Raw genomic sequence first — 26,271 nt, forward strand, 5'->3', positions numbered from 1 at the left:
GCTCAAATTGCTTCCAGCGCCTGTGTAAAGTCTTCGATAATATCTCGGCAGTCTTCAATGCCGACCGACACCCGGATCAAGTCCTCCGTGACACCCATCAGGGCCTTTTCCTCCGCATTATAGTCGGCACAGATGGTGCTGGCGGGATGAATGACCAGGGTCTTGGCATCGCCGATGTTGGCCAGGTTCCTGGCCAGCTTGAGTCCGTTGATAACCTTGAAAGCTGAAGCCTTGTCGCCGGTGCCGAACGTCAGCAGACCGCCATAGCGCCCGCCGTAGAGCCTGCTAGCGACCGCATGGTGCGGTGAATCCTCCAGGCCGGGATAGCTGACCCAGGCCACCTTGGGGTGTTGTTTTAGAAAACGCGCCAGCTCCAGGGCGCTGGAGCAATGCCGCTCCATGCGCAGCGCCAGGGTCTGGATGCCTTCGGTCAGGAGAAAGGAGTTGAAGGGAGCGGCGCAGGCGCCCACATCCTTGTGTACCAGTTTGCGGGCCCGGGCGGTAAAGGCAAAGGCGCGGTACTTTTTGTGAAACTGTTCGAAATGGGGGAACCTGGGGCTGTTCCAGTTAAAGACGCCCCGGTCGATGATGGCTCCGCCGATGGTTGTGCCGGTGCCGTTGATATACTTGCTGGTGGAATAGGCCAGGATATCGGCTTCGAGCTGCACCCCGCTGGCCAGACAGGGTGTCGAGACAGTCGAATCCACCATGATCGGAATCCCGGCCTCATGGGCGATCCGGGCAAGTGCCGGCACATCCGGCACATCCAGCTTGGGGTTGCCGATCGTTTCGACAAACAGCAGGCGGGTGCGTTCGTTAATCGCACTCCTGAAACCGTACAGATCAAGCGGATCGACAAAGCGCGCCGTGATGCCGTAGTTGGAGAGGGTATCGCGGAAAAGGGAGAAGGTCCCGCCGAACAGGGACGAGGATGACAGGATTTCATCACCGCTGCGCAGAATTGTCAGCACCGCCGTGGTGATGGCCGCCATACCGGATGCGGTGGCGATTGCCGTCCCGCCGCCCTCCAGAATAGCCAATCGACGCTCCAGCGCCTCGGTGGTCGGATTGCCCAGACGGGTATAAACCTGCCCCACCGCCCGTCCGCGAAAAACGTCCTCCAGGTCTTCGGCACTGTTATAGGCAAACGAGCTGGACTGGACAATCGGAACCGATGTCGCGCCGGCCGGTCCGGGTTCCAGACCGCCATGCACCAGCAGTGAATCAAAGCGAAGCGATTTTTCCATTGCATCATCTCCTGAGGACACAAAACCATCCAGAACCAGACAGGCAGCATGACCGCCACCTGACAACATGATGGCCGGTTGCGGCTGTTTCGCAGGGCCATGTCCGTTACCACACCTGATACACATTAAATCTATTGTTTTCGTGTGGAATTCAAAATATCAAATCCACACAACTTATGTCAATAAATATTTTATTTATCTATCGATTTAGTAGTTAATAAACAAGGAGCCCAATTTCAGAGGCCGCAGTGACGTGCAGACATGTGCAGAGCAAGAAACATCCGCCGCAGATTTTGCACTGAATCAGCAACAGCACGTCCATTAGACAAATTAGATACACAACAATACCGAGCAGTTACAGACACTGTTTTATTTGGCACGCTCCGTGGAATATAGAGGCCTAACACATCCCAAAGGAGGTAGTACCCATGAAAGCACGGAAATTCGTAGTCGCAGCAACCGCAGCCCTCGTCGCACTGTCCCTCAGCGTAACGGCCTTCGCAGCCACCAAGAGCCAGAGCGGCACCCGCACCCAGATCAAATCCGGCACCTGCGTCAAGTAACCCGCGAAACTGAACGTCAATCACACTAACATCACAACTAAAAAGGAGCATTACCATGAAAAAACTCGTCATCGTCGCATCGGCCGCCCTCGTAGCACTGTCCCTTTCCGTATCCGCTTTTGCAGCAACCAAAACCCAGAGCCAGACCGGTATCCGTACCCAGATCAAATCCGGTACCTGCGTAAAGTAGAACTGCTCAACGCTGAAAAGCCACCTTTCCCGGAAGGGATAGGTGGCTTTTTTGGATGTGGATGTCTGCAATATCAAAATCAGCAGTACAGGAGTTGCACATCATACCTGAACGTCTTCCGGTCAGCTTTCCTCCCTGACCAGCAGACCAAGCTCTTTCAATCGATACTGCAATGTCCGCAGTGAAATCCCAAGGGCGTCGGCGGTCTGACGCCGATTGCCTTTATATTGCTGGAGTGTCTTCAGGATGGTTTCTTTCTCGCGATGTTTGAGAAGCCCTGCACGCGCTTCAAGCGGGGGATTCTGAACCAGCAGCTCCGCTGGAAGCTCACTGGCGGTAATCTCCCCCCGGGCAAGAATGACGCCCCGTTCGATGATGTTCTGCAGCTCCCTTACATTACCGGGCCAGGTGTGCCTTTGCAGAAGCAGCATGGCCTCAGCTGCAATGCCGATGGGACGACGGGCTCCCGCGGCAGCGGAAAACCGGGCACAGAAGTGCCGAACGAGGTGCGGGATGGCATCCGGGCGCTCGCGCAGAGGCGGCAGGGTAATCGGAAACACGTTCAAGCGGTAAAACAGATCCTCACGAAAGCGCTTCTCCACAACCTCCCGGGCCAGATCCCGATTGGTGGCTGCAATCACCCGCACATCCGCCTTGATCTGCAGCGATCCCCCCAAACGCTCGAATGTCCGCTCCTGCAGGACACGCAACAGCTTGGCCTGCAGCAGATGCGGCATTTCACCGATCTCGTCCAGGAAGATGGTCCCGCCCTGGGCCAGCTCGAACTTCCCCCGCCGAGCCTGAGCAGCTCCGGTGAAGGCGCCCCGTTCGTGACCGAACAGCTCGCTTTCCAGGAGATTTTCCGGAATGGCGGCACAGTTGAGTGGCACAAACGGTCCAGTCTTTCGCGGACTTGCCAGATGTACCATGCGGGCGATCAGTTCCTTGCCGGTGCCGCTTTCGCCATGCAGCAGGACGGTTGCCGGTGTTCGGGCCACGTCCTGGACCAGCTTTCTGACCGATTCCATTGCCTGCCCGGCAAAGATCAGCTCTTCGGGCGGCAGGCCGGCCTGCTCTGTCTCCTGCAAGGAAACCGACATGCGTTCGAGCTCCACCTGCTCCATTGCCCGGCCGACAGTTTCAAGCAGGCTGGCCGGGTCCTTGAGCGGCTTGGAGAGAAAGTCAAAGGCCCCCTCCTTGATGGCGGCCACCGCTTCTTCCACCCGGCCGAAGGCGGTTATGAAGATGAAAAGCGGCGCAACCGGTTCGACACGTGTTATCCGAAACAGCTCCAATCCGCTCCTGACCGGCATCTTCAGGTCGCACAGCACCAGATCGAAACGTTCACGCTGGATGCGGCGCAGCCCCTCGCCACCGTCGGATGCCGTTGCAACGGTGTATCCGGCACTGTCGAGAATGGTGGTCAGCAGTTCGCGAAAGACCGCGTCGTCTTCTACTATCAGTATGGTTGCAGACATAGATTCCTTTCCTGCCGCTATCCCGCCAGCGGCAAGGTCACGGTGAAGGCCGTTCCGCTTCCGACTGCACTTTCAACGGTCAGGCTTCCGCCATGCTCCTGTGCCACCTTGCGGCAGAGCGCGAGTCCAAGCCCCGTTCCCTTGGCCTTGCTGGTCCAGAATGGTTCAAAGATGCGGGAGATGCTTTCCGGTGGGATGCCGATGCCGGTGTCGCGTACAATAATAACAGCCCGGTTTCGTGTCTTGTCCAGCTCTACCCGCAACTCACCACCGTCCGGCATGGCCTGCAGCCCATTCTTCAACAGATTGAGCAGCATCTGATGTATCCGGTCGGAATCTGCCATAACCTGTGCCGTTGTCTGCGGGGTGTACACGACCTGTATTTTTCCCGAATCCGCCTCCATCTGTATCATCGTCACGCAATCCCGCACCAGCTCTTCGAGATCGGTCGGATGCCGTTCCTGCCGGTCTTCGCGGGCAAAGACAAGCAGATCATTTACCAGTGCCTCCATCCTGAGAGACTGGGCAACAATTTTCGTCGCATGCAGACGCGCCTGCTCCAGGTCATCGGCAGATTCCACCAACTGGGCAAAACCTTTGATGCCGGCCAAGGGATTGCGGATCTCATGGGCCATGACCGCTCCCATCTCCCCAAGACGTGCAAATTCCTCCCGGCGCTGCATATCTCTGCGATGCCGCTCTTCCCGGCGTACCATCCAGAGCACCAGCACCGTCAAACCCCACAGGGCTGCGGTAAGTGCCGCTACGACCGAAACGCCGGTATTGGCCCGGCGAATGACCTGATCAGCCCGATAGGTGTGCAGAGCCAGCACCAGCAGGTATTCTTCGTGGTCGGGATGAACCCTGGTACGCAGGATATAGACCTCTTCACCGGTGCCCAGCCGCTCCCGCTGTTCAGAGATGCCGTCAGGAAGCCGGTTTTGACCTGCCCGGGGGATAGTCTGGCCCACAAGTGCGGAGTTGGTATGAAAGCGGACTGTGCCTGTTCGGTCAACCAGGGCAAAGTAGGCGATGTCAGGGGTAGTATAGCGCGCAAGTGAGCGGAATGAGGCATCGGCAACAGCCAGTTGCTCGATCGCCGCAGACATGGAGAGACCAGCCCCGCGCAGGCTTTCGGCGGCAAGCTGTGGGGCCGCCTGCAAGGCGGACCAGGCAAACCACACCACCAGCAGGGTAAAGCAGCACGTGATGCCTGCAACCAGGCGCGTAGTCTTACCCATCTTCAGAATGAGTACAAAACCGCAAGTCCGCCGCCATACTCAGGGCTGTTATCGGCAATGCCGCGGGAGCCGTACAGGTCCAGAGCGGTTGAATCGGTTATCGACCAGAATATTCTGGCCCGCGCTTCCAGCAGATTGCCGGAGTAGCTGGACGGCGCTGTGGCACCCTTTACGAGCAGCATCGGTTCAACGCTTTCAAACAACTGGTAGCCGACCCCGGCCGTATAACTGAAATAGTTTTTCAAACCGAATCCGTCTGCCTTGCCCTGCCAGGTAAAGAGCCCTTCCCCGGTCAGGTGGAGGTTGCCGAACCACTTGGTTGCCTCCAGCCCGGCGCCGGCATCGAACTCGCCCGTACCCAGGCCATCCGAGCTGTTGGCGGTCGGAAACTTCACGAACAGCGTTGGGCGCAGCTGGGGGGCATTGTCACCCTCTGCAAGGGCGATGACCCCCAGCCGCATGATGATGTCGCCCAGTCCGGAGACGGAAGCATCAGACGTGCCCGCTGTTGTCGAGGTCGAGGTCGAGGTCACGGTCTGTTGCCGGTTGCCGCCGGGACCGCCCCGGCTGGTTGTAAACGCCGTCGTGGTACTCTGGTTGGTACTGAACAGGCTGGTTGTTACATTTGAGCTGCTTTGATAGATATAGGGGACCTCTATGCCGATATCTAACCAGTCATTCGGGGACCAGGTTGCAATCAGCGGCATATATACGCTGCGGGTCGTTGTAGCGGTCCCGTAGTCGCCCGAGGCAAATTCCGCACCCAGGCTGACGGATACTGTTTTCGGCTTATCCGGTGTAGTGCTGAGCGCATATGCCGGTTTTGAACATCCCACTGCAATAAAAAACAGCCACGCTGCATACGTTATTACACAATTCCTTTTCACCGTCTCCCCCCTCTCATGCCACTGCCACGGCTGCCAGACCCTGTGCGAGGGCCGCTGCCATTAAATTGCCGGTTTCCGTGCTGGTTTCCTGCCCCGCCGCCGGACCAGAGCGGCTTACCCGTTTCAGTTCGAAGCGTGACCGTTTCTCCGCTGCTCCGGTTTTCAACCCGTTGGGCAAAAACATAGAGCGCCCCGTCCTTGCCCTGGGCAAGGGACCCGGTGATGCTGACATCCTGGTTTTTCACGATGGTAATGCTCTGCTTTTCCCAGTACGCCCATGGTCCCAGCACAACCGTCACCGTGCCCTGGGGGGCGGCAACGGTCATTACCGTATGCTGTTCCTGTCCCTTGCGTTCCGGCGGCGTTATAACCGTAGCTTGTATGGTCGTAATGGTGTTGACATCAAAGCCTGCGGCCACATCGAGACCGCTGGCTGCATCTGTTGATGCGCTGCCCCAGAAAGCGGACGCATCCTGATGCCAGAAGATCAGGCATGCCAACAGCACTATGAAAAGCGAAGTATTCATCGGACCCATCCTTGTGTCACTGACCCGGCAGCACAACATGCCTGCCGGGTCGGACAGCACTGCTACTGGACTGTTGTTGTCGGCGTTGTGGTGGTTGTGGCCAGGCCGGAACCGTCTTGCAGCCCGTTGCCGTGGCCGGGGCGCGTGGTTGAACCGTTGGCGGTCGTTCCAGTAGTCAGAAAGGTACCGTCGCGACGTTGCGAACCGGCGGGCCGGGTGGCTGAAGACATCCCGCCAGCACTCTGTGTGCTTGTGCAGGTGCCGTTGCGCTGTCCGGTTCCGGCCCCGTTTCCAGCCCCCTTGCCGCGACCTGCCGCAAACACGTCCCCTGCTGCCAATGCGGCGATAATCCCGGCAACTGCTGCTGTTGTAATGATGCGCGTTTTCATGATGTTGTTCCTCCTGTCAGATGACTGATTCTATCCAGGATATATCAGAAAACATGCCAACCGCTTAACAGCTCAATATAACAGGCTTTTATTATTTCAGATCTACAGTGAGGTCAACGAATGCGTGCAGAATTTGCACGTGTCAGGTACGGGACTGCACCTGTTGCAGGTTCAACGATGACGGCTTATCCGACATCTGCAGTAGTCTTCAGTCACGAAAGCTGGAACGGAACACATCGTGCTCACGGCAGCGTCACGCAAAAAGACGTCCCGGAACCAGCCGAGCTCCTGACAAAGACCGTGCCGCCATGGGCCGTTACCAGCTCGTGCACGATTGCCAGACCAATCCCCAGTCCACCTTTTTTCCCCTTGTAGAACCGTTCGAATATATGCGGCAGATCTTCATCCGCTATGCCGCAGCCGTTGTCGGCAATCTCCAGGCAGGTCCGCTCGCCATCCGATGAAGCGATAACAGTAATTCGTCCGCCGGAAGCAATTGCCTTGATGCTGTTGGTGAGCAGGTTGATGATAATCTGGCTAAGACGATCGGGATCGGCGTATACGGAGAGTGTGTCCGGACAGTCCACCAGCAGCACGGCGCGTTTGTCGGCGCAGATCCGCTCGAAGCGGCCGGCAATCGCGCTCAGATAAGGCTTCAGCACGATGTTGTGCCTTTGCAGGTCCAGGGTGCTTGCTTCAGCCCGGGATAATTCATCCACCCCATTCAGAATAGCGGTCAGGCGCAGTGTCTCATCGTGCAGAGACCGGAGCGCAGTCGGGTTTGTCGGCAGCACGTTGTCCAGCATCCCTTCCAGTTCGCCGGAGATGATGGCCAGCGGGGTGCGCAACTCATGGGCGGCGTTGGAGAGCAGCCGGCGACGCAGCTTTTCCTGCGCCTCCAGGTTGTGTGCCATGCTGTTGAAACTCGCTGACAGGCGGCCAATCTCGTCATGCCCACTCGCATCGACACGGCGCGACAGATTCCCGCCCGCAATGTCGTCGGACGCGTCAACCAGCTCAAGGATCGGACGGGCAAGCCGGCGGGAAGCGAGTATACCCGCAAGGATCGAGACCAGACCCAGCACCGTGACCGAGACCAGCAGGACCCGGTTTGAAGAACGGACGAAGTAATCCTCCTTCACCTGGTCAAGCAGACGGGCCTGTATGTACCCGATCTCTTCTCCACGCAGATACAGGGGATACTGAACGAGTGCACCCTGCAGCGCACCCTGTTCATATCCGGTCGCATCCAGCACCCGCTTTCTCATCAGCGGCGTCACGGCCGAAACCGCCTGTCCGGAAGTGATGATTGTCCGGCCGGCCGCATCGAACAGAGCGACCTCAACCCCCACCTGCAGCGCCCAGGCCAGGTCCGTGACCAGCTTGTCCCGCTGCCAGCCGCCATTCTGTTCATAGCCCCCCTCCAGCAGGGCAACCACGCGTTGGACCCGGTCCTGGGATTCCCCGTCCAGATACCTGGCAAAATCACGCATGATCAGGCCGCGCAGCACAAAGGCGGACGAAAGCGCAATGGCAGAAATCAAGATGAACAGCAGCAGGAATTTGCAGCGCAGACTACAGCGCATCCCGTTCTCCGGCAAACAGATAGCCAACACCATAGACCGTTTTAAGGTACTCGGGGTTGCGGGGGTCGTTTTCAATCTTCTGGCGCAGATTCTTGATGTGGGCGTCGATGCTGCGGTCATACCCTTCGAATTGATATCCGAGGGCCCGGGACACAAGCTCGTCGCGGGTAAAGGTACGACCGGGGGATGAAGCCATGGTGAGGAGCAGTTTGAACTCGGTGGGGGTAACTGAAACGGGGAGACCATCCCTGCTGATCTGGTGTCGAAGGGAATTGAGCACCAGCGCACCGCTATTGAATGAAGCAATCTTGTCCGTCGTTGAAGTGCCGCGCTCATAGCGCTTCAATACGGCCTTCAGGCGGCAGACCAGCTCGCGCGGACTGGCCGGTTTGACCATGTAGTCATCAGCCCCGAGGGCAAAACCGGCAATGCGCTCCTCCTCGGAGGACCTGGCGGTCAGCATGATGACCGGGAAATCGCCTAGTTCTTTAAGGGTCTGGCACAGCTCTTCACCATCACCGTCGGGCAGGCCCAGATCGAGGATCACCGCCAGCGGGAGTTCCGCTGCGGCCTTGTCCATCGCTTCGCGCACGGTCGCGGCATGTACCGTCCTGAAATCGGCCCCTTCCAGATAGGCCTTCACAATTCGAGCAAGTTTGGTGTCGTCTTCAACAATCAGGACGGGTGGCAGCACGTGAACCTCTTTGCAGCGGATCAGTATATTGAACGAATGCGTCCCGAGCGTTTATCAATCATAACCTTGTCAATGACCTTGCCGCTCTTATCCACAATTTCAGCGGTGAAGCCCCAGCGATTCTCTGTCACCCCGGAAACCGCGTATGCCGGCCCGGTGAAATAATTCTGCAGGAGCACCCGGGCTTCCTGCGAGGTATGTACCGGCTGGCGGGCGCCATACCAGTCTCCACGGCGCTTGCCGCAGCGGCCGCGCATTTCCGGGCTGCACGAGCCATCCCCCTTTTTACACCAGTCAGGACCGCTCTCACAATCCATTTTCCGGTCATGGGTCCGGCAGTTCCCGGCTGTGTCCGCATGCACTTCCGCCGGTGCTGCCGGTGCGGCCGCGGCAGGCCGGGCAACGGCAGCCAGCAGGCACAACAGGATTGGAAACAGATATCTCATCGCACGTGCTCCGGTAGGCAGGGTGGCTTCAGGCAGTATGCTCCCGGGCCACCCGGCCGGTTACTTCTGCCCGCAGGGACCCTTGTTGCAGCCGCCCATGTTTTTGCCGCAATCGCCCATGGCCTTCTTGTCGCAGCCGCCCATCATCTGAGCGCACTCGCCGTCACATTTGTCAGTCGGCAGACCACTCTGGGCCCTGATGCCCTGGATTCTGGACTGGATGGCCTTGATGTCCGCCTGCAGTGCAGCGATTTTGGCCGTGTCCGGGGTGCCTTTCAGGTTTTCGCGTTGCGCCTCAAAACGCTTGAGCATCATCTCCTGACGCAAGTCGATGGTATCAGCCTGGAATTTGCGAAAGGGATCAGAGCTGGCTCCGGACTGGGCGCAATTGCTGCATCCGCCGCCCATTCCCCCCATGTTGCCGGCATCTGCCATGCTGAATACAGATACCGCCAGTCCAAGTGCAACCATTACTGCCACTATTTTTATCATTTTTGCTACCTCCCTTTGGATGTGTGCCGTGCTGTCTGTACCATAACTGAATGCTGCGAAGATGGTATGAAGGAATTATGAACAATTGTGAAGAGTTCTTGTAAGGGTCTGAAAGCGGTCACTTTCGTACTTCCGGGGCAATGTGAATGATTGACTCCAGCTCCTTGATCTCCGCCCCGCTCAGCGTGACAGGCTGCATGCGGGCCCACGGCCTGATCTCCCGGGGGTTTTTCAGCCAGGTGTTCAGGTTCGGGGCGCTCCAGGCCGCGCCATGTTTGAAGCTCTTCGGATAATAGATCGAAAACAGCCCGGACAGATTGGGGCCGATGCTTCCCGTACCGACGCTGCCGAGGCGGGCACTCAGTATGCGATGACAGCTGCCGCACCTGGTTGAGAAGATATCCGCGCGCTGTGTGGCGGAAGCGGAGAAATGCACCTTCACCGGCACGGCTTCAGACGCAACACGCCCCTGCGACCCGGCATACAGGGCATTCACCAGCATTGTCACCTGTTCTTCCGCCAGGGCAAAGTCCGGCATATTAGCCACCGGACGCCGGATGGCGTGCGTCAGTTCCGGGGCTGTCCTCCGGGCGGCCGATTCGTCAAGGCTCGTTGCCAGGGCATTGCCGCGACCGGCACTGGCATGGCAGCGCCGGCAGGCAAGCTGATCCAGCAAACCCTCTCCCGCTTTCAACTGCCGCGCATCGCCAAGGGTGTAGCGGACATATTTCCCGGCACGCAGGCCGGCATGGGCAATATTCCTGCGCTCCGAGGCCGGATTGCCGCGATGGCAGTCGCCGCAGCGGCCGCGCTCCGCATAGTGGGCGGGATGGCACGCCAGGCAGAGCTGCGGCGGCTGACCACCCCCGCCCCACGCCGGTGCGGCTGCCGCAAGCAGCAACGCTGTTAAAACAGCAGCGACCAATTGGCCCCCCTGAAAAACAGCGCCACGACCGTCAGCAGCACGATAGTGCCCGCCAGTATCAGCGTAGAGAGCGTCACTGTCCGCAGTTCACGGGGAAACCAGCCGGCCCGGTGGATACGCCCCCCGACCGGCAGCCAGGGGAGCAGCACAAACAGGCATCCCAGCAGCAGGACCGGATAGATCATGAAACGCGACCAGCTGACCAGCTCCTGGATCCAGAGCAGAAACCAGGCCGACTTGGCCGGATTGGGGGTGACAGCGGGATTGGCCTGTTCCTGAAGCGGCGCCGGGATCAGCGCCGCCAGCGCAAGCAACAGCAGTGTCAGCGTGCAGATCGAGCGCTTGATCAGCCTGAAGAAATGGGGGGAGCTTTTGACGAATCCGTTTTTCATAGATACGGCAGGACCCCCTTGTTTTTTCTGACCCGGTAGAAATGCAGCAGCGACAGGGCCAGCAGCCCCAGCGGGATGATGGCGATATGCAGGGCATAAAAACGGAGCAGCGACAGCCCCTGCCCGACGCCGTCCGGCACCAGCAGCGAGCGCACGAGCGACCCGAGCGGCAGCGTGGCCAGCAGTTCCATCCCGGTCTGGGTCGCCCAGAACGCCAACTGGTCAAACGGGAGCAGGTATCCGGTATAGGCCTCGAAGAGTGCCAGGAACAGCAGCAGGCAGCCGATCACCCAGTTGAGCTGCCGCGGCCGCTGATAGGCGCCGGTCAGGATCACCCGCAGGGTGTGCAGCAGCACCAGCACGAGCAGGGTGTGGGATGTCAGGCGGTGCAGGCTGCGCAGGTAGCGCCCGCCCCAGACCGACCCTTCGAGAAACAGTATTGAATTGTAGGCCCGCTCCGGTGTCGGCTGATAATAGACCAGCAGCAGCAGGCCGCTGACCAGCATGACCAGGAAGGCGCTGAAGGCCAGCCCCCCCAGGCAGAAGGTGTAACTGAAGCGCAGGTTCTTCTCCGGCACGACCCGGGGAAAGAGATGCTTGAGGAAATCGGAGATCATGACAACAGATATACACTTTTTTGAATAAATTGGTAACTCAGAAATCCAGCGGACTTTTCGGTTCTTTTACAGTCCTGACCGGGACGCAGTGAGTGTAGATCATGGCGGTCTTCATACTAAAAAGAGCTGTTTACGTTCTGACCCGTCCCCGATAGTCACATGTTTGACGCAGAAATCATCATGAAATTTCTATCCTGAAGCCGATACCTTTACTTGAAAAGGCACCGCAGGATTACCCCACTTCAAACAGAGAAACAGGCAAAATATCAATCGGTGAACACGTGATGGTTCTTCGCATGGGATATGGAAAAGACTTTAGAACATGGAAAGTAAGAGGAAGTGTAGGCCAAGAAGGATGGTTCATAGAGGAAAATGACAGCATCAAATTCAAGAATAACGGAAATTGAAATCAATAATGATAACGACAGGCGATAACCACAATCTCTGCTTCTTCCACTTGGTAGACAAGCCGATGTTCCCGGTCAATGCGGCGCGACCAGCAGCCAGCAAGCTGAAAACGAAGTGGTTCCGGTTTTCCTGTGCCCTCAAAAGGGGTTCTCCGAATTTCTTCAAGAAGCGCCAAGACCCGTTCTGCCTGGCGTTTATCAGTCTTTAGCCAATAGCGCAGGTCGTCAAGAGCAGTCGGAGTGAAAGTGACGTTCATAACCCAAGAGCATCCATGGGGGTACGCTTGCCGGACCGTGCCTCTTTAAGTGATTGCAGTAATCGAGAAGCATTAGCCGGACTGGAAAGTAAATATTCGCTCTCCATAATGGACTCATAGTCTTCCAGACTTACAAGTACCACGCTTTCACCCTTTCGACGCGTGATCAGGATCGGTTCGTGGTTGTTGCAAGCATCGTCCATGACGTTTTTAAGATCGTGACGTGCTTCGCTGTATGAAATAGCCTGCATAACGACCTCCATAATGACAAGATGTTGTACAATAACATGTGGATATTAATCTTGCAAGAGCAACAAACCGAATTCCCAACTTGCAGCTCGCCCGGATCGCCCGGAAAACTGGAGAGACTGGTCATCCTTATGACGTTACCCCTCCGTTACCTCAATAACGCCATCCCTTTCTTTCACCGCTAAACGCATGAGCGGCTTGTCTGCCGGCCCCTTCAGCACCCTCCCCTGGCGGTCGAAAAGGCTGCCGTGGCAGGGGCACGAAAGTTCACCCTCCGTAACAGTCACCGTACAGCCCAGATGGGTACAGACCAGGCTCAAGGCATACCAGCCCTTATTATCCCGGAGCAGGGCAATCCGCTCGCTGCGAAAGACCAGTGCACCGTTGACCGGTACATCCGCCGCAGCAGCGCTGGCCAGGACCCGGCGTTTCCCGGCGCTGCGCGGGGTGAGATAGCGCACCAGCATGCCGCCCGACACGAGCAGCAGGCTCAGGGTCGTGATGAATGTTCGACGCGATTGAGGAAGGTTTTCCATTTTTGTATGTACGCCTTTGTATAGGCCGGGCTTTTGCTACTCATGCGCAGGTAGCGTCCGGCATCCATGAAACTTCCGTTGCTGACCCGCTGTCCTTTCTGAAGCCAGAATGATGCCAGCCCCAGGCCGTTCTTTTCCAGATTGTAGATGCGCCGGGCGTCCGGTTCCAGCAGGAAGCGGGTCGGATTGTCGTGACACCCCTCGCAGGTCACGCTGCCGCGCTGAACTGTGTGCGGGAAATAGGCCCGCCACTCGGCTGCCAGCAGGGTATTCTCCGGGCCGCTGTTTCTGGCGCTCATGATATCCGTATAATAGGCGATGAACATCGGCCTGACCGGGCTGATCCTCCCGGCGGCATTGATCCCCAGCGGCGGTGCATCCTGCTTTTTCAGGTAGGCGCTGCGCAGGTATTCTGCACTCGGTCCCTGCGTCAGGTCAAACTCCTCCTTCAGGCGCGGGTCGCGGAAGCGCAGGAAAAAGCTGCCGTACTCCTGGGGTGCCCAGGCCGAATGGCAGGCATAGCACTCCAGCCGCTGCATATGGGCGGAAATGCGGTGTTCCACCGGTTTACGACTCGGCGTGTGGCAATCAAGACACCGTTTTGACGAGCGTTGCCCACTGATCAGACTTGCCATGGAGTGGCAGGCACCACAGGTCATACCGGCCCGGTAATGCACGTCAGGCGCCATCTTCAGGAAGGTCTCGCCATTCACCTCGATGCCGCGCTGGTAGCGCATGTTATCCTCGCGGGGAGCCCGTCCGGAATAATCCCAGCCGGTATAATATCCTCTATGACACTTCTGACAAGCCGCCACAGTCGGCTTTGATGGCTGCACCCCGTCATGGCAGTCCCGACAGCTGCTTACGTGGCAGGAATCACAATTTTTGTACCAGAACTCCGAATCGACCCGGGCATAGCTCCGTTGCACGAACTGTTTTTCCCCGGTGCGATGGGCCATCGGGGACACAAAGATCCGGTCGTAGTCATTATGGCATACCGCACAGCCGTCCGGAACCTTTCCGGCATCCGTGTGATGACAGGAGACACAGACAAGTCCGCCATGTTCTGCCTCTGCCCCGGAACTAAGGGAGAGACAAAAGACGGCGATGAAGAGCATCATCAAGTGCACGTTGATTGAGTCCTTTCCGATAGATCGGGTCTGAGGCCTTCGAGTGGCAGGGGAGACAGAGGTTGACAGCCAGTGTCCGTTTTACTTCGCTGCCGTTCAGTGGGCGGGCGTTTTCGCGGGTGATGGCGGAATGGGCGTTAACCTTCCCGTTTTCCATGGTCAGGAAACCATCCAGTGGCTTGCTGTCGGAACGCTCGCAGATCAGAGTAGCCTTGATACTGTTCCCTTCAACAACATGCTGGCCGAAACCGAGGAAGGCCGGGTTGCCGTGGCATTCGACGCATCCGAGGGCCTTTTTCCCGGTGTTGTGCGAATAGAACGGGGCAAAACGGAGCTGCTGCCTGCCCTTGAATTGTGAGATGTATTCCGTTTTGGAGTGTGAACCATCCTGCTCAGCCACGGTGACAAAGGTCTGGCAACCGGGCGTCACCGGCGAGATCCGTCCCCGCTGGTTGAGTGCCAGCGGGAAGGGGTACAGCATGCGGTAATCCTCCGTCTCGCTGAAGGCGCCCGGCGTTTCCTGGCCCTTGATGAAGTCCATGCCGCTGCGGGCCTTGTCATAGCGGGTGTGGCAGCCATAGCACTGTACCGAAGTATGCGAATGGCAGCTGTAGCATTCCAGGCGCTGATGCCCGCTGACCGTATGCTCGGGGGTGCCGGTGATGACCTTGCTGCGGTGCAGTTTGCCGCTGCGCTTGCCTTGCAGCCAGATCGTGCCGTCCTGATAGAACACGTTGGAATAGCTGCGCCCCTTGGATGTCTGGATCATGCGCATACCATTGCGCACAGGTATTTTGTAGTTTCGGGATTCACGCAGCGGTTCCTCGTTTTCGCGGGAAACCGTGCGAAAGCGCGGCAGTTCGCCGGCGCTGCCGTGGCAGTCTTCGCAGGCCACCTCGGTCTGCAGATACATGCTGCGGTAGGCGAAGCCGTCTCCCATCACATCCCGTGATGTGTGGCAGTCAATGCACTCCAGGCCGGCTGCAAAGTGGACATCAGGTGCAATATGGGTCAGGGTGCGGGCTCCGCTGGTCATCACCGGCCCCGCTTCGCCACTGCTGGTCGGCACCAGGGCATTGTTGCCATCGTACAGCCCCTGGTAGGAGTAGGCGATACGGCCGCTGCGGTTGTGGCAGCGGGCACAGACCTGCGTATCCGGCAGCGCTGTCATGGCGTGAGAAGCGGAATGACCGGCCTTGCCCTGCATGGTTGTGTCGCGGCCCGCGTAGGTGGCGGTATCGTTCCAGGGGAAATGGCAGGCGGCACAGCCTGAGGCATGGGCAGCGGCGTAGGATTCCCCATTGGCGATGCCCACATGGCAGCGGGAGCAGAACTTGCGGTACAGCTCGCCGGACAGGTTGTCCAACTCTGCCACCGACAGGGTTTCAACCGGCAGGCCGGAGGCGTCAAAGGCCTTGCCGCCAACCGTTGTGTAGTTCCTGTTGTCCTCACCTTCCCAGGTCAGCTGGATGTTGCGGATCATGCCGGCATTGGTCTGCATGATCGTGGACCGGACCCGTTCCAGCTGATAGCGGTGACAACGGCCGCAGGCCTCCTCCCAGCCGTCCGGGGCAGAGGGATTGGCGGGGCCGCGCAGGCCGGCATGGGCCCTGTCTTTGTCACGGGCCAGCGGATCACCGCCATGGCAGTCGACGCAGCCGCCGTGGGACTTTGAGACATGCTCGATGCCGGCGTGGCACGACGCGCACAGCTCTTCCCTGCCACGCTCGGCACACGCGCTCATCATCAGCAGCAGTCCACAAAAAAACAGGACCGCCACCATCCGGCCGGCCCTGTTCATGTGAGATGATACCAAGCGGTTATGCATCAACGGTCACGTAGCGTAATCAGACTTTAAGCCGGAACTGATCCACAATACCCTGCAGTTCCGATGCCAGGCCGGCCAGCCGCCCGGCGGCAGCGGCGGTCATCTGCGAACTTCCGGCGGTCTCCTGAACGATCTCGGTGATCCGCTGCATATTGCCGCTGATCTCGTTGGTCGTGGCGGTCTGCTCCTCGGCGGCTGTGGCGATCTGGTTGATCTGTCCGGTCACCTCGCTCACCTGAGACAGGATTTCCTCCAGGGCACGTCCGGAGCGGGCCGCATCGTTCGTCCCGCGCTCCACCTCAAGGACCCCCTCTTCCATGGCTGACACCGCATTCCTCGTCTCGCCCTGGATCGACTTGATCATACCGCCGATCTCTTTGGTCGCCCGGGTAGTGCGTTCGGCCAGGGCCCGCACTTCGTCGGCAACCACGGCAAAACCGCGCCCCTGCTCGCCGGCCCGGGCCGCTTCGATGGCTGCATTCAAGGCCAGCAGGTTGGTCTGGTCGGCGATATCCTCGATCGTGCCGATGATCTGGCCGATCTGATCGGAGCGCGCCCCCAGGCTCTCCACGGTGCGGGCACTGTCCTGTACCTTGCCGGAAATCCGGGACATGCCGTCTACTGTCTGCTGGACGATCTCAGCGCCATTGCTGGCGGTGCTGTATGCCCGGTTGGCGCTTTCCACCGCCATGCTGCAGTTGCTGGCGATATCATTAGAGGTTGCAGCCATCTCTTCTCCGGCAGTGGCGACCGTCACCGCCTGGGCAGCGACATGTTCCGAACCGTCGGCAATCTGTTCGGCGTTGGCGCGCAGTTCACCGGCTGCCGACGTAAGCTCAACCGAGCAGGCACTGATCCGTTCCATTGCCGACTGCAGTGTGTTGGCAATCTGGTTGAAACTTTCCCCGATGACCCCCAATTCATCGCGGGATGCGATTGTCGCGCGCACGGTCAGATTGCCTGAGGCCAGTTGCGAAGCGGTATCCTTGAGCAGCAGCGACGAGCGGCCGATGGCGCCGGCAATGATAAAACCGGCCGCCAATCCGCAGACCAGTGCCCCCAGGATCGACCCGATGATGATGGTGCGAAACAGGGTATACTGCTGCTGGCTTTTTGCAAAGGCGTCCCTGGCAACCTCGACTTCATGCTGCATGAGAGCTTCCATGGATTTGTTGGCTTTCTGGATGGAAGGGTTGATCACATCGAAAGTGATGCGGTACGTCTCCCGGAAATCTCCGGCCAGAACAGCTTTTATGGCCGGCTCCAGACCTTCCTTGATGTACACGAGACGATCCTTTTGAAATGCTTCCGCCAGATCACGGGAGGACTTGTCCTGCAGGCGAGCACTGTATTCACTCCAGAGCTGGTCTATCTCGGCGATATACTTCAAGGTCTGATCGGTATGCATGCTGGTGGGGTGTGCATGCAGGGAGCTGAATTCGTTCTTGGCATCATGCTGCAGGGAGAGCAGCATCTGAATGCGGTTGGCGCGCATCAAACCGTCAATCTTGGTCAGCAGCCCGGAATTTTTCATGTTGACCTGATACACATTTTCCAGGGCCTGATTGCTCTGCCGGAAGCCGGCCAGGCCGATGACGCCAACGATCACCATCAGCACCAGCAAGAACAATGTAATGCCCAACAATTTGGCTTTAATGCTGACACTCATGTACCACCTCCGCAATAATTCCAGCTCCGTAATCAGGCATACTACCACAGCCCCGGCTATTGACAATTAGCTATCTTCTTTTGAAAACAAAAAAAGACATGCCGTTGCCGGCATGTCTCGTAGTAATTGAGCGAACCTGCCACTAGCAGCCGGAAACTTCCTTCTTGCCCTTGGCAGCAGGCTTGGCTTCCTCTTTCTTCTTGGCATCCTTCTTTTTGTCTTTCTTGGCATCCTTCTTGGCATCTTTCATCTCAGCCTTCTCAGCAGCCGTTTTTTCGGCGACTTTCTCATCGGCTGCAACGGCAATCATCGAAAAGCTCAGAGTCATCATTGATGCTACCATCAGCGCTACGATTCTTTTCATGTCTATTCTCCTTTATTTGTTTGCCGACAATCCGGCTTAATCACAATATGCTGTTATTAGCATATTCGGCTTAAATGTCCAGTTTTCTTTATTCGATTCCCGTCAGATCCATGCACAGCAAAGACAGCGGGACCGGGTTGACTGTCATCAGTCATAAATGAGCGTATCAGGACCTTTCTTGGGATGGCACCTGTCGCAGTGATGGTCGATGCCGAATGCGGTCTTCCCGTTATGGCATTTGCCGCAGAGTTTACCCTGCTGGATGGCCTTCATGGTTATGACCGTTGCCCCTTTTTCCTTTTTCGGGAACATCTCCCTGTTGTGGCACTCTTCGCACTTGAAGCCTCGCTTCAGATGCTTGTCCCCATGAAATATGGCCACGTCCGAAGCCTTGTCTCCCTTATAGATGATGTCCTGCATGGATGCCCCGTACGCAAGCCCGCACACCAACACAGGTAACGCCGCCAATAACCGGATTGATTTCAGTCCCATGATCCCTCCTTCAATGCTTTTTTTCTGCAACGATATAGGCCGACTCTGTCGGTTCATCAGGGCTAGGAGATATAGTACACCATCGGCTTTGTTCCCATCTCTTCCTTGTATCTAAAGACATTCGGCTTTGAAATCAGTTTTGTAATCAGCGCGTTGGGGTCGTTGATGTCACCGAAGTAGGTGGCACTGCCGAGACAGGTGGTCGTACAGCGGGTCAGTTGCCCCTTTTCCACGCGATGGATGCAGAAGTGGCATTTGCGGGCATTGCCGATCGGCGAGTGCCAGTGGCTCTTGCGCTTGAACGTGCCACCGTACTCGCCGGAGTTCTCCACCTCGTAGGTCTTGTCGTGAAAATCACCAGTGTAGTAATGCCCTGAATCGGCCGAACGGGCTCCGTAGGGACAGGCTACAATGCAGTAACGGCAGCCGATGCATTTTTTGTAGTCAATCATGACCAGGCCGTCGTCCCGTTTATAGGTGGCCGTGACCGGACAGACCGGGGTGCAGGTCGGCGAATCGCAGTGAAAGCAGGGACGCGGCAGAAAACGCATGCCGGTATTGGGGAATTCGCCGATTTCCTCTTCCTTGACAGGTCGATAGTGAATATCGGGCGGGGTCAGGTTTTCGGACATGCATCCGGTGGTGCAGGCGTGGCAGCCGATGCATTTCTTAAGATCGATCGCCATCGCCCACCGGCGCTCATTTCGCGGTTTTTTCAGGGCGCGCTGCAGGTCCGCATGCATGATTTCCAGAATATCTTTACCATCGAACTGTTCCATGGTCAGTGGTCCTCCTTGATGTTCCGCGCCTCGAAAACGCCTGAGCGTTCGAAAATAATATACAGCACCATCACGAGCGAAGCGGACGCCACAACAACAAGATTCTCGTAGATTGACGGTACATAGTGCACAACCTCCGGCATGTCATAGACCCTGAAAAGCGGAATCTTGAACGCGCCGACAACCAGGTCGTTACGGGCCTTCAGCTGGGTTCCCATGATAAACAGTCCCACAAAGATCAGCCAGTTGGCGCTCTGGCCCATCTTGAGCAGGATGTAGGGAATAATGATGACGACCACGATCCCGAACAGCACACTGTTGATCAATGTCAGCGAGAACACCTCGGACCCCTCCAGATGCGCCGAGAGGCCGATCATGGTCCGCCAGAACGTGATCAGCAGCGCCAGTCCCAATCCGACCTTGAGCAAGGTCACAAAAGGATGGAGATGGTAATTTTCGTCCAGATTTTTCTGTTTGACCGTAATGGCGGCTATGATCGTTGTCAGCGAGCAGCCGGTCAGAAAGGCGATGAACAGGAAGTAGATCGGCATCAGTGCGCTGTAGTAGTAGACACGCGAACTGACTGATCCGAGCAGGCTTCCCAGGGTGCTGTGGGTGAAGATTGCGATAAAGAACGCCCCCCACATGACCCGGTTGGAATGCCTGTTGGTCTGGATATTTACGTATTCCCATGTGATTGCGATCACATAGCAGGTGTACCAGATCGCCATCCAGAACATGGGAGACTTTGGGTTTGGCGACAGCAGGAAGTAGTACATCCGCTCGATATGCCCCATCTCGGTTGCCAGGGAGAAGAAGGCCGCCACCGCCGTGATGATGCCGACAAAGATGATCCGTGATGCGAACGGCCGGTACTGTTTCTCAAAGAACACATGGCCGAAGAAATTGACAAAGGTGCAGCCGGTGCTGAGCAGTGCAAAATAGATATAGGTGGATATCTGCATCCCCCAGGGCACCAGATTGGAGGTGTTGATGGTATGGGCATGCCCCTGGATGAAGATGGCTGCGATGGCGTAGAATCCGATCGCCAGGCCGAACAGGGAGGAGTACAGTGTCAGGCCGGCCCTCCCTTTGACTACATCAGACGCTGTGGTGAGAAGTTGTTGCTTTTCAGGAATGAGAACTCCGAATAGTCGCATATCAGGCCCCCTTCACAATCTTGACAAAAATTCCGCGCATGGCAGTGCCCCCCATGATCGGGTCGATGACATATTTCGTAATCAGGTCGTCATCCGCGATCCCCTGATTGTTGGCCCGGGTCATCCCTTTGGAATGAACGCCGAAACCATGGTACATGTAAACGGCATCATCGCGCATACGCTGGGTCAGCTTGATCTTGATCCTGCCGGGTGTCGTAACCCCGTCCTGATTGACGAGCGAGACATATTCCCCGTCTTTCAATCCCAGTTCTTTCCCTTTTTTTGCATTGATCCAGAGTGCGTTTTCCTTCTGCAGATCGGTCAGCATGAAGTTGTTGGTTGTCCGGGAAAAGGTGTGCAGCGGCGAACGTCCGAACAGCAGCCGGAAGTGATTGGCCGGCGGCTGGGGGTGCCGGGTGTATTTCGGCACGGGGTCAAAACCCTTCTCTTCCAGCTGCTTGGAATACAGCTCGATCTTGCCGGAAGGGGTCCCGAATTCCGGTTGACTTGCATCGGTGATGTAGGGGGCCGACGTGTCTGTCTTGACGATGACACCTTTTTTCTTCAGTTCGGCAAAATCGATGCCGCCGGCCTCACAACGCCTGGTCAGGTATTCCTCGCCATCCTTCCAGGGGAAGTAGGCTGACAGTCCGAGCTTGCCGGCCAGCTCCTTGGTCATCCACCAGGATGGCTTGGACTCCCAGAGCGGCTCAATCGTCGGCTGTCGCAGTGATATCTCCAGTTCCTTGAACTTGCCGATATTGAGATTGTCGTAGCGCTCCATATAGGTACACTCCGGCAGGACAACATCGGCCCAGGCAATGATATCGGCCGGCAGCACATCGACGGCAACCACAAGCTCGAGGTTCTGGAGGGCCTTGATGGTCTCCTGCTTGTCCGGCAGGGTCTTCATCAGGTTGCAGCCGTAAATGAACCACCCCTTGATCGGGTGCGGTTTGCCGGTGATGGAGGCATGCTTGATGGAGGTTGTCGTCTGCAGTGCGGCAAACGGATAGGCCGCATCCAGCTTGGGTACATCCGCGTGGGGTGGATAGTCGGGCAGGCCGGGATATTCGGGTACGCCGCCCTTGGCAGGAAAGAAATAGCCCCCCTCGCGCCCCCAGGTGCCAAGCAGGGCGTTGAGTATGGCAATGGCGCGACTGCGCTGGGTATCGTCACCATACCAGACCGAGTAACGTCCGGCGCCGACACAGACATGCGGGGCGTTCCTGCCCATCTCGCGGGCTACTTTGACGATGGTGTCACGCGGAATGGTGGTCTCGATCTCGGCCCATTCCGGGGTATACTGCTGCACGGCCGCCCGCAGCTCGTCCAATCCGGAGGCGTACTTTTCGATATACGCCTTGTCATACAGCCCCTCTTCGATGATGATCCTGATCCAGGCCAGGAGCAGCGCCATATCGCTGGCAGGCTTGATCGGCAGCCAGCGGTCGGCCTTGGAGGCAATATTGGAGAGACGCGGATCGACCACGGTCAATCGTGCGCCATCTGCCAGGCCGCTCATGATGTCCTGCACCTGGCTGTTATGGGCATTTTCCCCCAGGTGAGAGCCGATCAGGACGATGTATTTGCTCTTGCTGAAATCGTAGTATTCGGGCGAACCGACGTCTGATCCGTAGGTCAGGTAAAAGCCCATATCACGGGGGCCGCGACACTGGGCAAACGATGGAGCCGTATAATTATTGCAGCCATAGGCCTTGAGCAGGTGCTTCCAGAAGGCTCCGCCGGTTCCGTGTGAAAACAGCGCCATGGATTCGGCACCATGTTTTTGTTTGATACCGTTCATCTTTTCGGCGATCAGACCAAGCGCCTCGTCCCAGGTGGCCCGCTTCCAGACCGGTTCGCCCCGTTTGCCCGTATTGATCATCGGGTATTTGAGACGGTCCGGATCATACAACGCGCCCAGTGCAGCATTGCCCCGGCCGCACAGACGGCCGCGGCCGCGCAGGCTCAGGGGGTTTCCGTCCACCTTGACAACCTTGTTATTCTCCACCTTGGCGATCAGACCGCAGTTCCAGAAACAGAGTTCGCAGAATGTGGCAATCTGCTTCATATCTTTCTGACCGGCCTCTTCGGCCCAGGAGAGAAATTTTTCAGGCATGGAAGCAGCAACCGTCAATCCCGCTGTTGCTGCGCCTGAAACCTTGAAAAATGTCCTGCGAGAGAATTTTGGCGACACGCGTTACCTCCTGACTTGACGTGGCATAACAGACTTCACTGATAAAGCGGATTGAGACCGGGATCTATGCAATTCCCTGGAAACAGGTAAAGGGGCGCAATGAATCACGCCCCTTTACGTTCTACTCGTTTTCCTGCTGCTGCTTGAGCAACTTTTCAAAATACAACTCCGGATTGGTAAGCCTGTCCACTTCCTTGGAGCTGTATCCCAGCTCTTTAAAATTGAGCACACCATTGAGCGCATGGCAGTTGGCACAATTAAGCGCCTTGTTCTTGGGCGTTACCTGGTGGTTGCTGCCGAAATAGATCGTCTGCCACCCCGGAACCGGTTCATACTCCTTGATGCCAAGGATCCTGGCAGCCGACGCAACACCCGCCAGCGAGTCGCCGTTTGAAATCGGCGGGGCAAAGTCCATGGACAACAGCTGGCCGTTCAGTTTGTTGAAATAGGCCTTGCCCTGGAACACCTTGAAGGGATAGATCTTGCTTTTCCCGTCCGTCCTGCTCCCCTTGGGGCCGATGAACTGCGGCGTATTGCTGACCGTCAGGTTGTACCAGGCATACACCGGGGTAGTTTCATTGACTTCCCGCTTGAGGGTTGACGGCTCGTAAAAACCGTTGGATTGCTTTTCCCATTTGGTGAAGTCCTTGGAAAATGCTCCGCCGGTCTTCGGGATATGGCAGGTCTGACAGGCGATTGTTGCGGTGTGCCTGTTATAATCGGCATCAGCATGCGGCTTGGCACTGTGACATTCACCGACACAGGTCATGTAGATGCCGTCATGGGCCCAGTTGTTGGGATCGCGACCGGTGGGGAATTTGTGGTTTTTCACCTGATGGCAGTCAACACAGATGATGCCCTTGGAGACATGGACCTCGGCCTCCTTGGCCATGGAGAAGCCCCGTTTGATCATGGCGCCGCCGCCGGCAGATTCATGGCAGACCATGCAGTTCTTGATGCCCGGTTTGCCGATATAGGCGGCGGCCTCGGTGCTGCGGTCCTGGGTCATGACAACCTTGCCGTCCTTGTCCTTGACCGCCTTCCGTTTACTGTAATCATACTTGGAGGAATGGCAGATCAGGCAGTCGATAGCCTGTTCCGCCTGGGGCCCGCTACTGCCGACATCACTGGTATGATCGCCCGGGTGGCAGGTATTGCAACCGGTAAACTTGGTTTTGCCGAGCGCATTCGGCGGCACCTCCTTCAGGTTGTTGACGATATCGTTACCATTGCACATGGTGTAGATACGGTCCTTCATGCCATGTTCTTCGTTGGGATTTATGTTGTCGACATGGTCCACCTTCGAGGCATGTTTCCAGTGCACGGTACCGAGAATTTCCTTGGCTTTGCCGGGGTGGCAGGTTTCGCAGGTCTTCGGCCCCTGGTAGCCATTCTTGAGAATATGATCTTTTCCCGGATGCTCCTTGGCCTGAACAACAGTTGCCAGCAGTGTACACCCCAGCAGGATTGCAGTTACTTTACCAGTCATCTTTCAATTCCTTTCGACAAAAGCTGAATTCACACCGCACCATGGCATGTAGTCAATAGCCATGCAACGCTTATTCCAATTATATGAATTTTCATATAACCGTCCATATAACCGGATTTCAAGACTGCAGACAAAAAAAATACGCGTGCTGCACCTCGCCATATAGCCAGACACGGCACGCGTATTAACGTCACCAGTTAGTCTTTTGAAATCTTGTAGCTGCCATTCTTGTCAAAATCCACCTTGGCATTGATGAATTTCACATTGGTATAACCAAGACCTTTGAGGGTGTTATAGGCCACTTCGGCGATCACACCGGTATTGCAGTAGAACACAACCAGCTTGTCCTTGGGAATCTCGGCCAGACGGTCCTTGATCTCTTCGGCCGGGATCAGCTTGGCGGTCTTGAGCATACCGGCTTTGGCCTCGCCGGCGCTGCGGGCGTCGATGATCATGACATTGGCCGGAAGCTGCGCCGCATACTTTTTAAACTCGTCCAGCGCGATCTCGCCGGGACGCGGTTTGGGTGTATAGCTGACCTTGGTGACGAGCTTGCCGGTGACAACCTCATACCGGGCTGACTGCCATGCTTCGAATCCGCCTGAAAGCAGCTTGACATTGCTGAAACCGGCTTTGAGCAGCTCTTTGGCAACGGTAACCGCCTGCACACCCCCCTTGTCGTCATAGACAACAATCGGCGCCTTCTTCAGCTTCTGATCGAGTTTTTTCACGAGTGGCGCTGCGTTGTGATGGGCAGGGAAAGAAACCGCCCCCTTGACGGAACCCTTGGCGGCTTCTTTGGCGGGACGCACATCCAGCACCACCAGGGGAATATCCTTGTCCAGCCAGGCTTCCTTAAGGAACTGGGCCGACAACACCCCATAGTTCTTCTGGGACCAGGCCGGCATGCCATCCTTGTAGACCTTGATATTGGTATAGCCGAGCTTCTTGGCTTTATCGGCCGAACCGGGGCTCATGTTGCAGGATGGACCGGCGCAGTAAAAGATTATCAGGGCGTTCTTGTCCTTTGGCAGCAGTTTCTCGGCCAGCTTGTCAAACGCCGGATAGGGAAGATTGACGGCTGTCGGGATGTAACCTTCCTGAAAGCGTGGCAGCGGGCGCGAATCAAAGAGGAAATAGTTCCCTTTTTCAGGCCCCAGGGCGACAAACTTCTCGATTTCGGCAGTTTTTATCAGCATTTCTTCCGAAACCTGGACCGGCGGCTTTTCAATCAACCGCACAGCTGTCTTGACGCCGTCCTTTTCCGTGAACTCAACCTTGATTTCATGCCCTTTTTTTATCAGGTTGTCTTTTATGAACTCGCCGTCACCGGTTTTGCCCGCACCGTTAACAACCTTGATCTCGTCCTCATCAAACTTGAACAGTTCAACGGCATCATCGATCTTTACCTGAATGGTCTTGGCCTTGAACGATACCAGATCAAAATGGCCGCGTACCGCACCCGGCTCGGCCTTGTGGCAGTTGGTGCAGATCTTGGCGATCGTCGGCCTGGCTGCCGGCGCCGGATCAGCTGCAAACGACGCAGCAGCACCTGCTGCACAGGCAATCATTGTAAGGACAATGGTTTTGTTGATCATGAAGTCTCCTCCTGTCTGATATTCGATCTAGCAACCAGCCGTTTTCTTGAACATCTTGCTCGTATTCTTGTTGTCGACCTTATCATACTTGCAGCGGATTTCATCACCGTCAACAATACGCTTGTCATTGAACTTATCGAGGGTCAGTTCATCATTGACTGTAATCGCCACTTCCTCTCCGCTTTTAGTGTCTTTCAGGAGCACGTTGGCGGATTTGCCATCAGCAGCCATCTCGATTTTCGAAATGGTGCCCACCATCTTCACTTCCTCTGCGCTGGCATTCGTAACAAACGCAAATGTTGAAATGACCATCACTGCAACCAGCAATACGACTGAAGTTATCTTTTTCATACCCGACTCCTTTACTACGGTTAATTACCTGATAGTGTCTGTCAGACAAGTCTGCCAGATTTTTTTCACTGTGCAAGCTGCACAGATA

29 protein-coding genes are annotated in these 26,271 nt (G+C 56.8%); 2 read left to right on the forward strand and 27 right to left on the reverse strand.

Annotation, left to right across the window (positions count from 1 at the left end; genetic code table 11):
- Positions 1-2 precede the first annotated feature (2 nt).
- Positions 3-1,247, reverse strand: a complete 1,245-nt coding sequence (locus ACOCF6_RS04405; protein WP_482459176.1) for an O-acetylhomoserine aminocarboxypropyltransferase/cysteine synthase family protein — start codon at positions 1,245-1,247, stop codon at positions 3-5.
- Positions 1,248-1,675: 428 nt separating this feature from the next.
- Here ACOCF6_RS04405 and ACOCF6_RS04410 point away from each other — a divergent pair, with 428 nt between their 5' ends.
- Positions 1,676-1,810 carry a hypothetical protein gene (locus ACOCF6_RS04410; protein WP_482459177.1) on the forward strand — a complete coding sequence of 45 codons (135 nt, stop codon included), beginning with the start codon at positions 1,676-1,678 and terminating at the stop codon, positions 1,808-1,810.
- A gap of 55 nt (positions 1,811-1,865) precedes the next feature.
- Positions 1,866-2,000 (forward strand): hypothetical protein, encoded by a 135-nt coding sequence (locus ACOCF6_RS04415; RefSeq protein ID WP_482459178.1) that lies wholly within the window; start codon positions 1,866-1,868, stop codon positions 1,998-2,000.
- 122 nt (positions 2,001-2,122) lie between these two features.
- Here ACOCF6_RS04415 and ACOCF6_RS04420 read toward each other — a convergent pair whose 3' ends face one another.
- The 26 genes from ACOCF6_RS04420 to ACOCF6_RS04545 all read right to left on the reverse strand — a co-directional run bounded on the left by ACOCF6_RS04420 (position 2,123) and on the right by ACOCF6_RS04545 (position 26,183).
- Positions 2,123-3,478: a sigma-54-dependent transcriptional regulator gene (locus ACOCF6_RS04420; protein WP_482459179.1), complete on the reverse strand. Its 1,356-nt coding sequence runs from the start codon at positions 3,476-3,478 to the stop codon at positions 2,123-2,125.
- A gap of 17 nt (positions 3,479-3,495) precedes the next feature.
- Positions 3,496-4,719: a two-component system sensor histidine kinase NtrB gene (locus tag ACOCF6_RS04425; protein WP_482459180.1), complete on the reverse strand. Its 1,224-nt coding sequence runs from the start codon at positions 4,717-4,719 to the stop codon at positions 3,496-3,498.
- A 2-nt stretch (positions 4,720-4,721) separates the two neighbouring features.
- Positions 4,722-5,606 (reverse strand): transporter, encoded by an 885-nt coding sequence (locus ACOCF6_RS04430; protein ID WP_482459181.1) that lies wholly within the window; start codon positions 5,604-5,606, stop codon positions 4,722-4,724.
- On the reverse strand, positions 5,603-6,133 hold the full coding sequence (locus ACOCF6_RS04435) for a MamS/MamX family magnetosome protein (RefSeq protein WP_482459182.1): 531 nt from the start codon (positions 6,131-6,133) through the stop codon (positions 5,603-5,605). The genes ACOCF6_RS04430 and ACOCF6_RS04435 overlap by 4 nt, the downstream gene beginning before the upstream one ends.
- A gap of 62 nt (positions 6,134-6,195) precedes the next feature.
- Positions 6,196-6,522 (reverse strand): hypothetical protein, encoded by a 327-nt coding sequence (locus ACOCF6_RS04440; RefSeq protein WP_482459183.1) that lies wholly within the window; start codon positions 6,520-6,522, stop codon positions 6,196-6,198.
- Between the two features lie 242 nt (positions 6,523-6,764).
- Entirely contained in the window at positions 6,765-8,108 is a 1,344-nt protein-coding gene (locus tag ACOCF6_RS04445) for a sensor histidine kinase (protein ID WP_482459184.1), read from the reverse strand.
- Positions 8,098-8,802 (reverse strand): response regulator transcription factor, encoded by a 705-nt coding sequence (locus ACOCF6_RS04450; protein ID WP_482459185.1) that lies wholly within the window; start codon positions 8,800-8,802, stop codon positions 8,098-8,100. Before ACOCF6_RS04450 ends, ACOCF6_RS04445 begins: the two co-directional genes overlap by 11 nt.
- Positions 8,803-8,822: 20 nt before the next feature.
- Positions 8,823-9,248 carry a hypothetical protein gene (locus ACOCF6_RS04455; RefSeq protein WP_482459186.1) on the reverse strand — a complete coding sequence of 142 codons (426 nt, stop codon included), beginning with the start codon at positions 9,246-9,248 and terminating at the stop codon, positions 8,823-8,825.
- Positions 9,249-9,308: 60 nt separating this feature from the next.
- On the reverse strand, positions 9,309-9,740 hold the full coding sequence (locus ACOCF6_RS04460; RefSeq protein WP_482459187.1) for a hypothetical protein: 432 nt from the start codon (positions 9,738-9,740) through the stop codon (positions 9,309-9,311).
- A 118-nt stretch (positions 9,741-9,858) separates the two neighbouring features.
- Positions 9,859-10,665 (reverse strand): selenite/tellurite reduction operon c-type cytochrome lipoprotein ExtS, encoded by an 807-nt coding sequence (gene extS / locus ACOCF6_RS04465; RefSeq protein ID WP_482459188.1) that lies wholly within the window; start codon positions 10,663-10,665, stop codon positions 9,859-9,861.
- The gene (gene extQ, locus ACOCF6_RS04470) at positions 10,647-11,057 is read right to left on the reverse strand and encodes a selenite/tellurite reduction operon b-type cytochrome membrane protein ExtQ (protein ID WP_482459189.1); all 411 of its coding nucleotides are present in this window, start codon (positions 11,055-11,057) and stop codon (positions 10,647-10,649) included. The genes extS and extQ overlap by 19 nt, the downstream gene beginning before the upstream one ends.
- Positions 11,054-11,674 carry a cytochrome b N-terminal domain-containing protein gene (locus ACOCF6_RS04475; protein WP_482459190.1) on the reverse strand — a complete coding sequence of 207 codons (621 nt, stop codon included), beginning with the start codon at positions 11,672-11,674 and terminating at the stop codon, positions 11,054-11,056. The genes extQ and ACOCF6_RS04475 overlap by 4 nt, the downstream gene beginning before the upstream one ends.
- A 409-nt stretch (positions 11,675-12,083) precedes the next feature.
- A complete protein-coding gene (locus ACOCF6_RS04480) occupies positions 12,084-12,338 on the reverse strand; it encodes a Txe/YoeB family addiction module toxin (protein WP_482459191.1) in 255 nt (84 codons plus the stop codon).
- Entirely contained in the window at positions 12,335-12,589 is a 255-nt protein-coding gene (locus ACOCF6_RS04485; RefSeq protein WP_482459192.1) for a type II toxin-antitoxin system Phd/YefM family antitoxin, read from the reverse strand. Before ACOCF6_RS04485 ends, ACOCF6_RS04480 begins: the two co-directional genes overlap by 4 nt.
- A 135-nt stretch (positions 12,590-12,724) precedes the next feature.
- Positions 12,725-13,123, reverse strand: coding sequence for a QcrA and Rieske domain-containing protein (locus ACOCF6_RS04490; protein WP_482459193.1), 399 nt, complete (start codon positions 13,121-13,123; stop codon positions 12,725-12,727).
- Positions 13,078-14,244 carry a selenite/tellurite reduction operon b-type cytochrome iron-sulfur cluster-binding subunit ExtO gene (extO, locus tag ACOCF6_RS04495; protein ID WP_482459194.1) on the reverse strand — a complete coding sequence of 389 codons (1,167 nt, stop codon included), beginning with the start codon at positions 14,242-14,244 and terminating at the stop codon, positions 13,078-13,080. The genes ACOCF6_RS04490 and extO overlap by 46 nt, the downstream gene beginning before the upstream one ends.
- Entirely contained in the window at positions 14,207-16,054 is a 1,848-nt protein-coding gene (gene extM / locus ACOCF6_RS04500) for a selenite/tellurite reduction operon c-type cytochrome ExtM (RefSeq protein WP_482459195.1), read from the reverse strand. The genes extO and extM overlap by 38 nt, the downstream gene beginning before the upstream one ends.
- Before the next feature lie 46 nt (positions 16,055-16,100).
- Positions 16,101-17,750 carry a methyl-accepting chemotaxis protein gene (locus tag ACOCF6_RS04505; protein WP_482459196.1) on the reverse strand — a complete coding sequence of 550 codons (1,650 nt, stop codon included), beginning with the start codon at positions 17,748-17,750 and terminating at the stop codon, positions 16,101-16,103.
- A gap of 142 nt (positions 17,751-17,892) precedes the next feature.
- Positions 17,893-18,114, reverse strand: coding sequence for a hypothetical protein (locus ACOCF6_RS04510; protein WP_482459197.1), 222 nt, complete (start codon positions 18,112-18,114; stop codon positions 17,893-17,895).
- A gap of 147 nt (positions 18,115-18,261) precedes the next feature.
- Positions 18,262-18,606 (reverse strand): c(7)-type cytochrome triheme domain-containing protein, encoded by a 345-nt coding sequence (locus tag ACOCF6_RS04515; protein WP_482459198.1) that lies wholly within the window; start codon positions 18,604-18,606, stop codon positions 18,262-18,264.
- A gap of 62 nt (positions 18,607-18,668) precedes the next feature.
- Positions 18,669-19,385, reverse strand: a complete 717-nt coding sequence (locus ACOCF6_RS04520; protein ID WP_482459199.1) for a 4Fe-4S dicluster domain-containing protein — start codon at positions 19,383-19,385, stop codon at positions 18,669-18,671.
- A gap of 2 nt (positions 19,386-19,387) precedes the next feature.
- A complete protein-coding gene (nrfD, locus tag ACOCF6_RS04525) occupies positions 19,388-20,545 on the reverse strand; it encodes an NrfD/PsrC family molybdoenzyme membrane anchor subunit (protein ID WP_482459200.1) in 1,158 nt (385 codons plus the stop codon).
- Position 20,546: 1 nt separating this feature from the next.
- A complete protein-coding gene (locus tag ACOCF6_RS04530) occupies positions 20,547-22,745 on the reverse strand; it encodes a molybdopterin-containing oxidoreductase family protein (RefSeq protein WP_482459201.1) in 2,199 nt (732 codons plus the stop codon).
- 121 nt (positions 22,746-22,866) lie between these two features.
- Positions 22,867-24,234, reverse strand: coding sequence for a cytochrome C (locus tag ACOCF6_RS04535; RefSeq protein WP_482459202.1), 1,368 nt, complete (start codon positions 24,232-24,234; stop codon positions 22,867-22,869).
- A gap of 197 nt (positions 24,235-24,431) precedes the next feature.
- A complete protein-coding gene (locus tag ACOCF6_RS04540) occupies positions 24,432-25,832 on the reverse strand; it encodes a rhodanese-like domain-containing protein (RefSeq protein ID WP_482459203.1) in 1,401 nt (466 codons plus the stop codon).
- A 27-nt stretch (positions 25,833-25,859) separates the two neighbouring features.
- Positions 25,860-26,183 carry a hypothetical protein gene (locus tag ACOCF6_RS04545; RefSeq protein ID WP_482459204.1) on the reverse strand — a complete coding sequence of 108 codons (324 nt, stop codon included), beginning with the start codon at positions 26,181-26,183 and terminating at the stop codon, positions 25,860-25,862.
- Positions 26,184-26,271: the final 88 nt, after the last annotated feature.

The organism is Geobacter psychrophilus (genome assembly GCF_056821595.1).

Coding starts and splice junctions, on each gene's coding strand:
- ACOCF6_RS04490 (WP_482459193.1), bottom strand. CDS start 13,123: ATGGAAAACCTTCCTCAATCGCGTCGAACATTCATCACGACCCTGAGC.
- ACOCF6_RS04415 (WP_482459178.1), top strand. CDS start 1,866: ATGAAAAAACTCGTCATCGTCGCATCGGCCGCCCTCGTAGCACTGTCC.
- ACOCF6_RS04515 (WP_482459198.1), bottom strand. CDS start 18,606: ATGGGACTGAAATCAATCCGGTTATTGGCGGCGTTACCTGTGTTGGTG.
- ACOCF6_RS04405 (WP_482459176.1), bottom strand. CDS start 1,247: ATGGAAAAATCGCTTCGCTTTGATTCACTGCTGGTGCATGGCGGTCTG.
- ACOCF6_RS04420 (WP_482459179.1), bottom strand. CDS start 3,478: ATGTCTGCAACCATACTGATAGTAGAAGACGACGCGGTCTTTCGCGAA.
- nrfD (WP_482459200.1), bottom strand. CDS start 20,545: ATGCGACTATTCGGAGTTCTCATTCCTGAAAAGCAACAACTTCTCACC.
- ACOCF6_RS04480 (WP_482459191.1), bottom strand. CDS start 12,338: ATGAACGTCACTTTCACTCCGACTGCTCTTGACGACCTGCGCTATTGG.
- ACOCF6_RS04475 (WP_482459190.1), bottom strand. CDS start 11,674: ATGATCTCCGATTTCCTCAAGCATCTCTTTCCCCGGGTCGTGCCGGAG.
- ACOCF6_RS04540 (WP_482459203.1), bottom strand. CDS start 25,832: ATGATCAACAAAACCATTGTCCTTACAATGATTGCCTGTGCAGCAGGT.
- ACOCF6_RS04410 (WP_482459177.1), top strand. CDS start 1,676: ATGAAAGCACGGAAATTCGTAGTCGCAGCAACCGCAGCCCTCGTCGCA.
- ACOCF6_RS04460 (WP_482459187.1), bottom strand. CDS start 9,740: ATGATAAAAATAGTGGCAGTAATGGTTGCACTTGGACTGGCGGTATCT.
- ACOCF6_RS04485 (WP_482459192.1), bottom strand. CDS start 12,589: ATGCAGGCTATTTCATACAGCGAAGCACGTCACGATCTTAAAAACGTC.
- ACOCF6_RS04520 (WP_482459199.1), bottom strand. CDS start 19,385: ATGGAACAGTTCGATGGTAAAGATATTCTGGAAATCATGCATGCGGAC.
- extM (WP_482459195.1), bottom strand. CDS start 16,054: ATGAACAGGGCCGGCCGGATGGTGGCGGTCCTGTTTTTTTGTGGACTG.
- ACOCF6_RS04510 (WP_482459197.1), bottom strand. CDS start 18,114: ATGAAAAGAATCGTAGCGCTGATGGTAGCATCAATGATGACTCTGAGC.
- ACOCF6_RS04535 (WP_482459202.1), bottom strand. CDS start 24,234: ATGACTGGTAAAGTAACTGCAATCCTGCTGGGGTGTACACTGCTGGCA.
- ACOCF6_RS04425 (WP_482459180.1), bottom strand. CDS start 4,719: ATGGGTAAGACTACGCGCCTGGTTGCAGGCATCACGTGCTGCTTTACC.
- ACOCF6_RS04440 (WP_482459183.1), bottom strand. CDS start 6,522: ATGAAAACGCGCATCATTACAACAGCAGCAGTTGCCGGGATTATCGCC.
- ACOCF6_RS04455 (WP_482459186.1), bottom strand. CDS start 9,248: ATGAGATATCTGTTTCCAATCCTGTTGTGCCTGCTGGCTGCCGTTGCC.
- ACOCF6_RS04445 (WP_482459184.1), bottom strand. CDS start 8,108: ATGCGCTGTAGTCTGCGCTGCAAATTCCTGCTGCTGTTCATCTTGATT.
- ACOCF6_RS04505 (WP_482459196.1), bottom strand. CDS start 17,750: ATGAGTGTCAGCATTAAAGCCAAATTGTTGGGCATTACATTGTTCTTG.
- extO (WP_482459194.1), bottom strand. CDS start 14,244: ATGATGCTCTTCATCGCCGTCTTTTGTCTCTCCCTTAGTTCCGGGGCA.
- extQ (WP_482459189.1), bottom strand. CDS start 11,057: ATGAAAAACGGATTCGTCAAAAGCTCCCCCCATTTCTTCAGGCTGATC.
- ACOCF6_RS04545 (WP_482459204.1), bottom strand. CDS start 26,183: ATGAAAAAGATAACTTCAGTCGTATTGCTGGTTGCAGTGATGGTCATT.
- ACOCF6_RS04435 (WP_482459182.1), bottom strand. CDS start 6,133: ATGAATACTTCGCTTTTCATAGTGCTGTTGGCATGCCTGATCTTCTGG.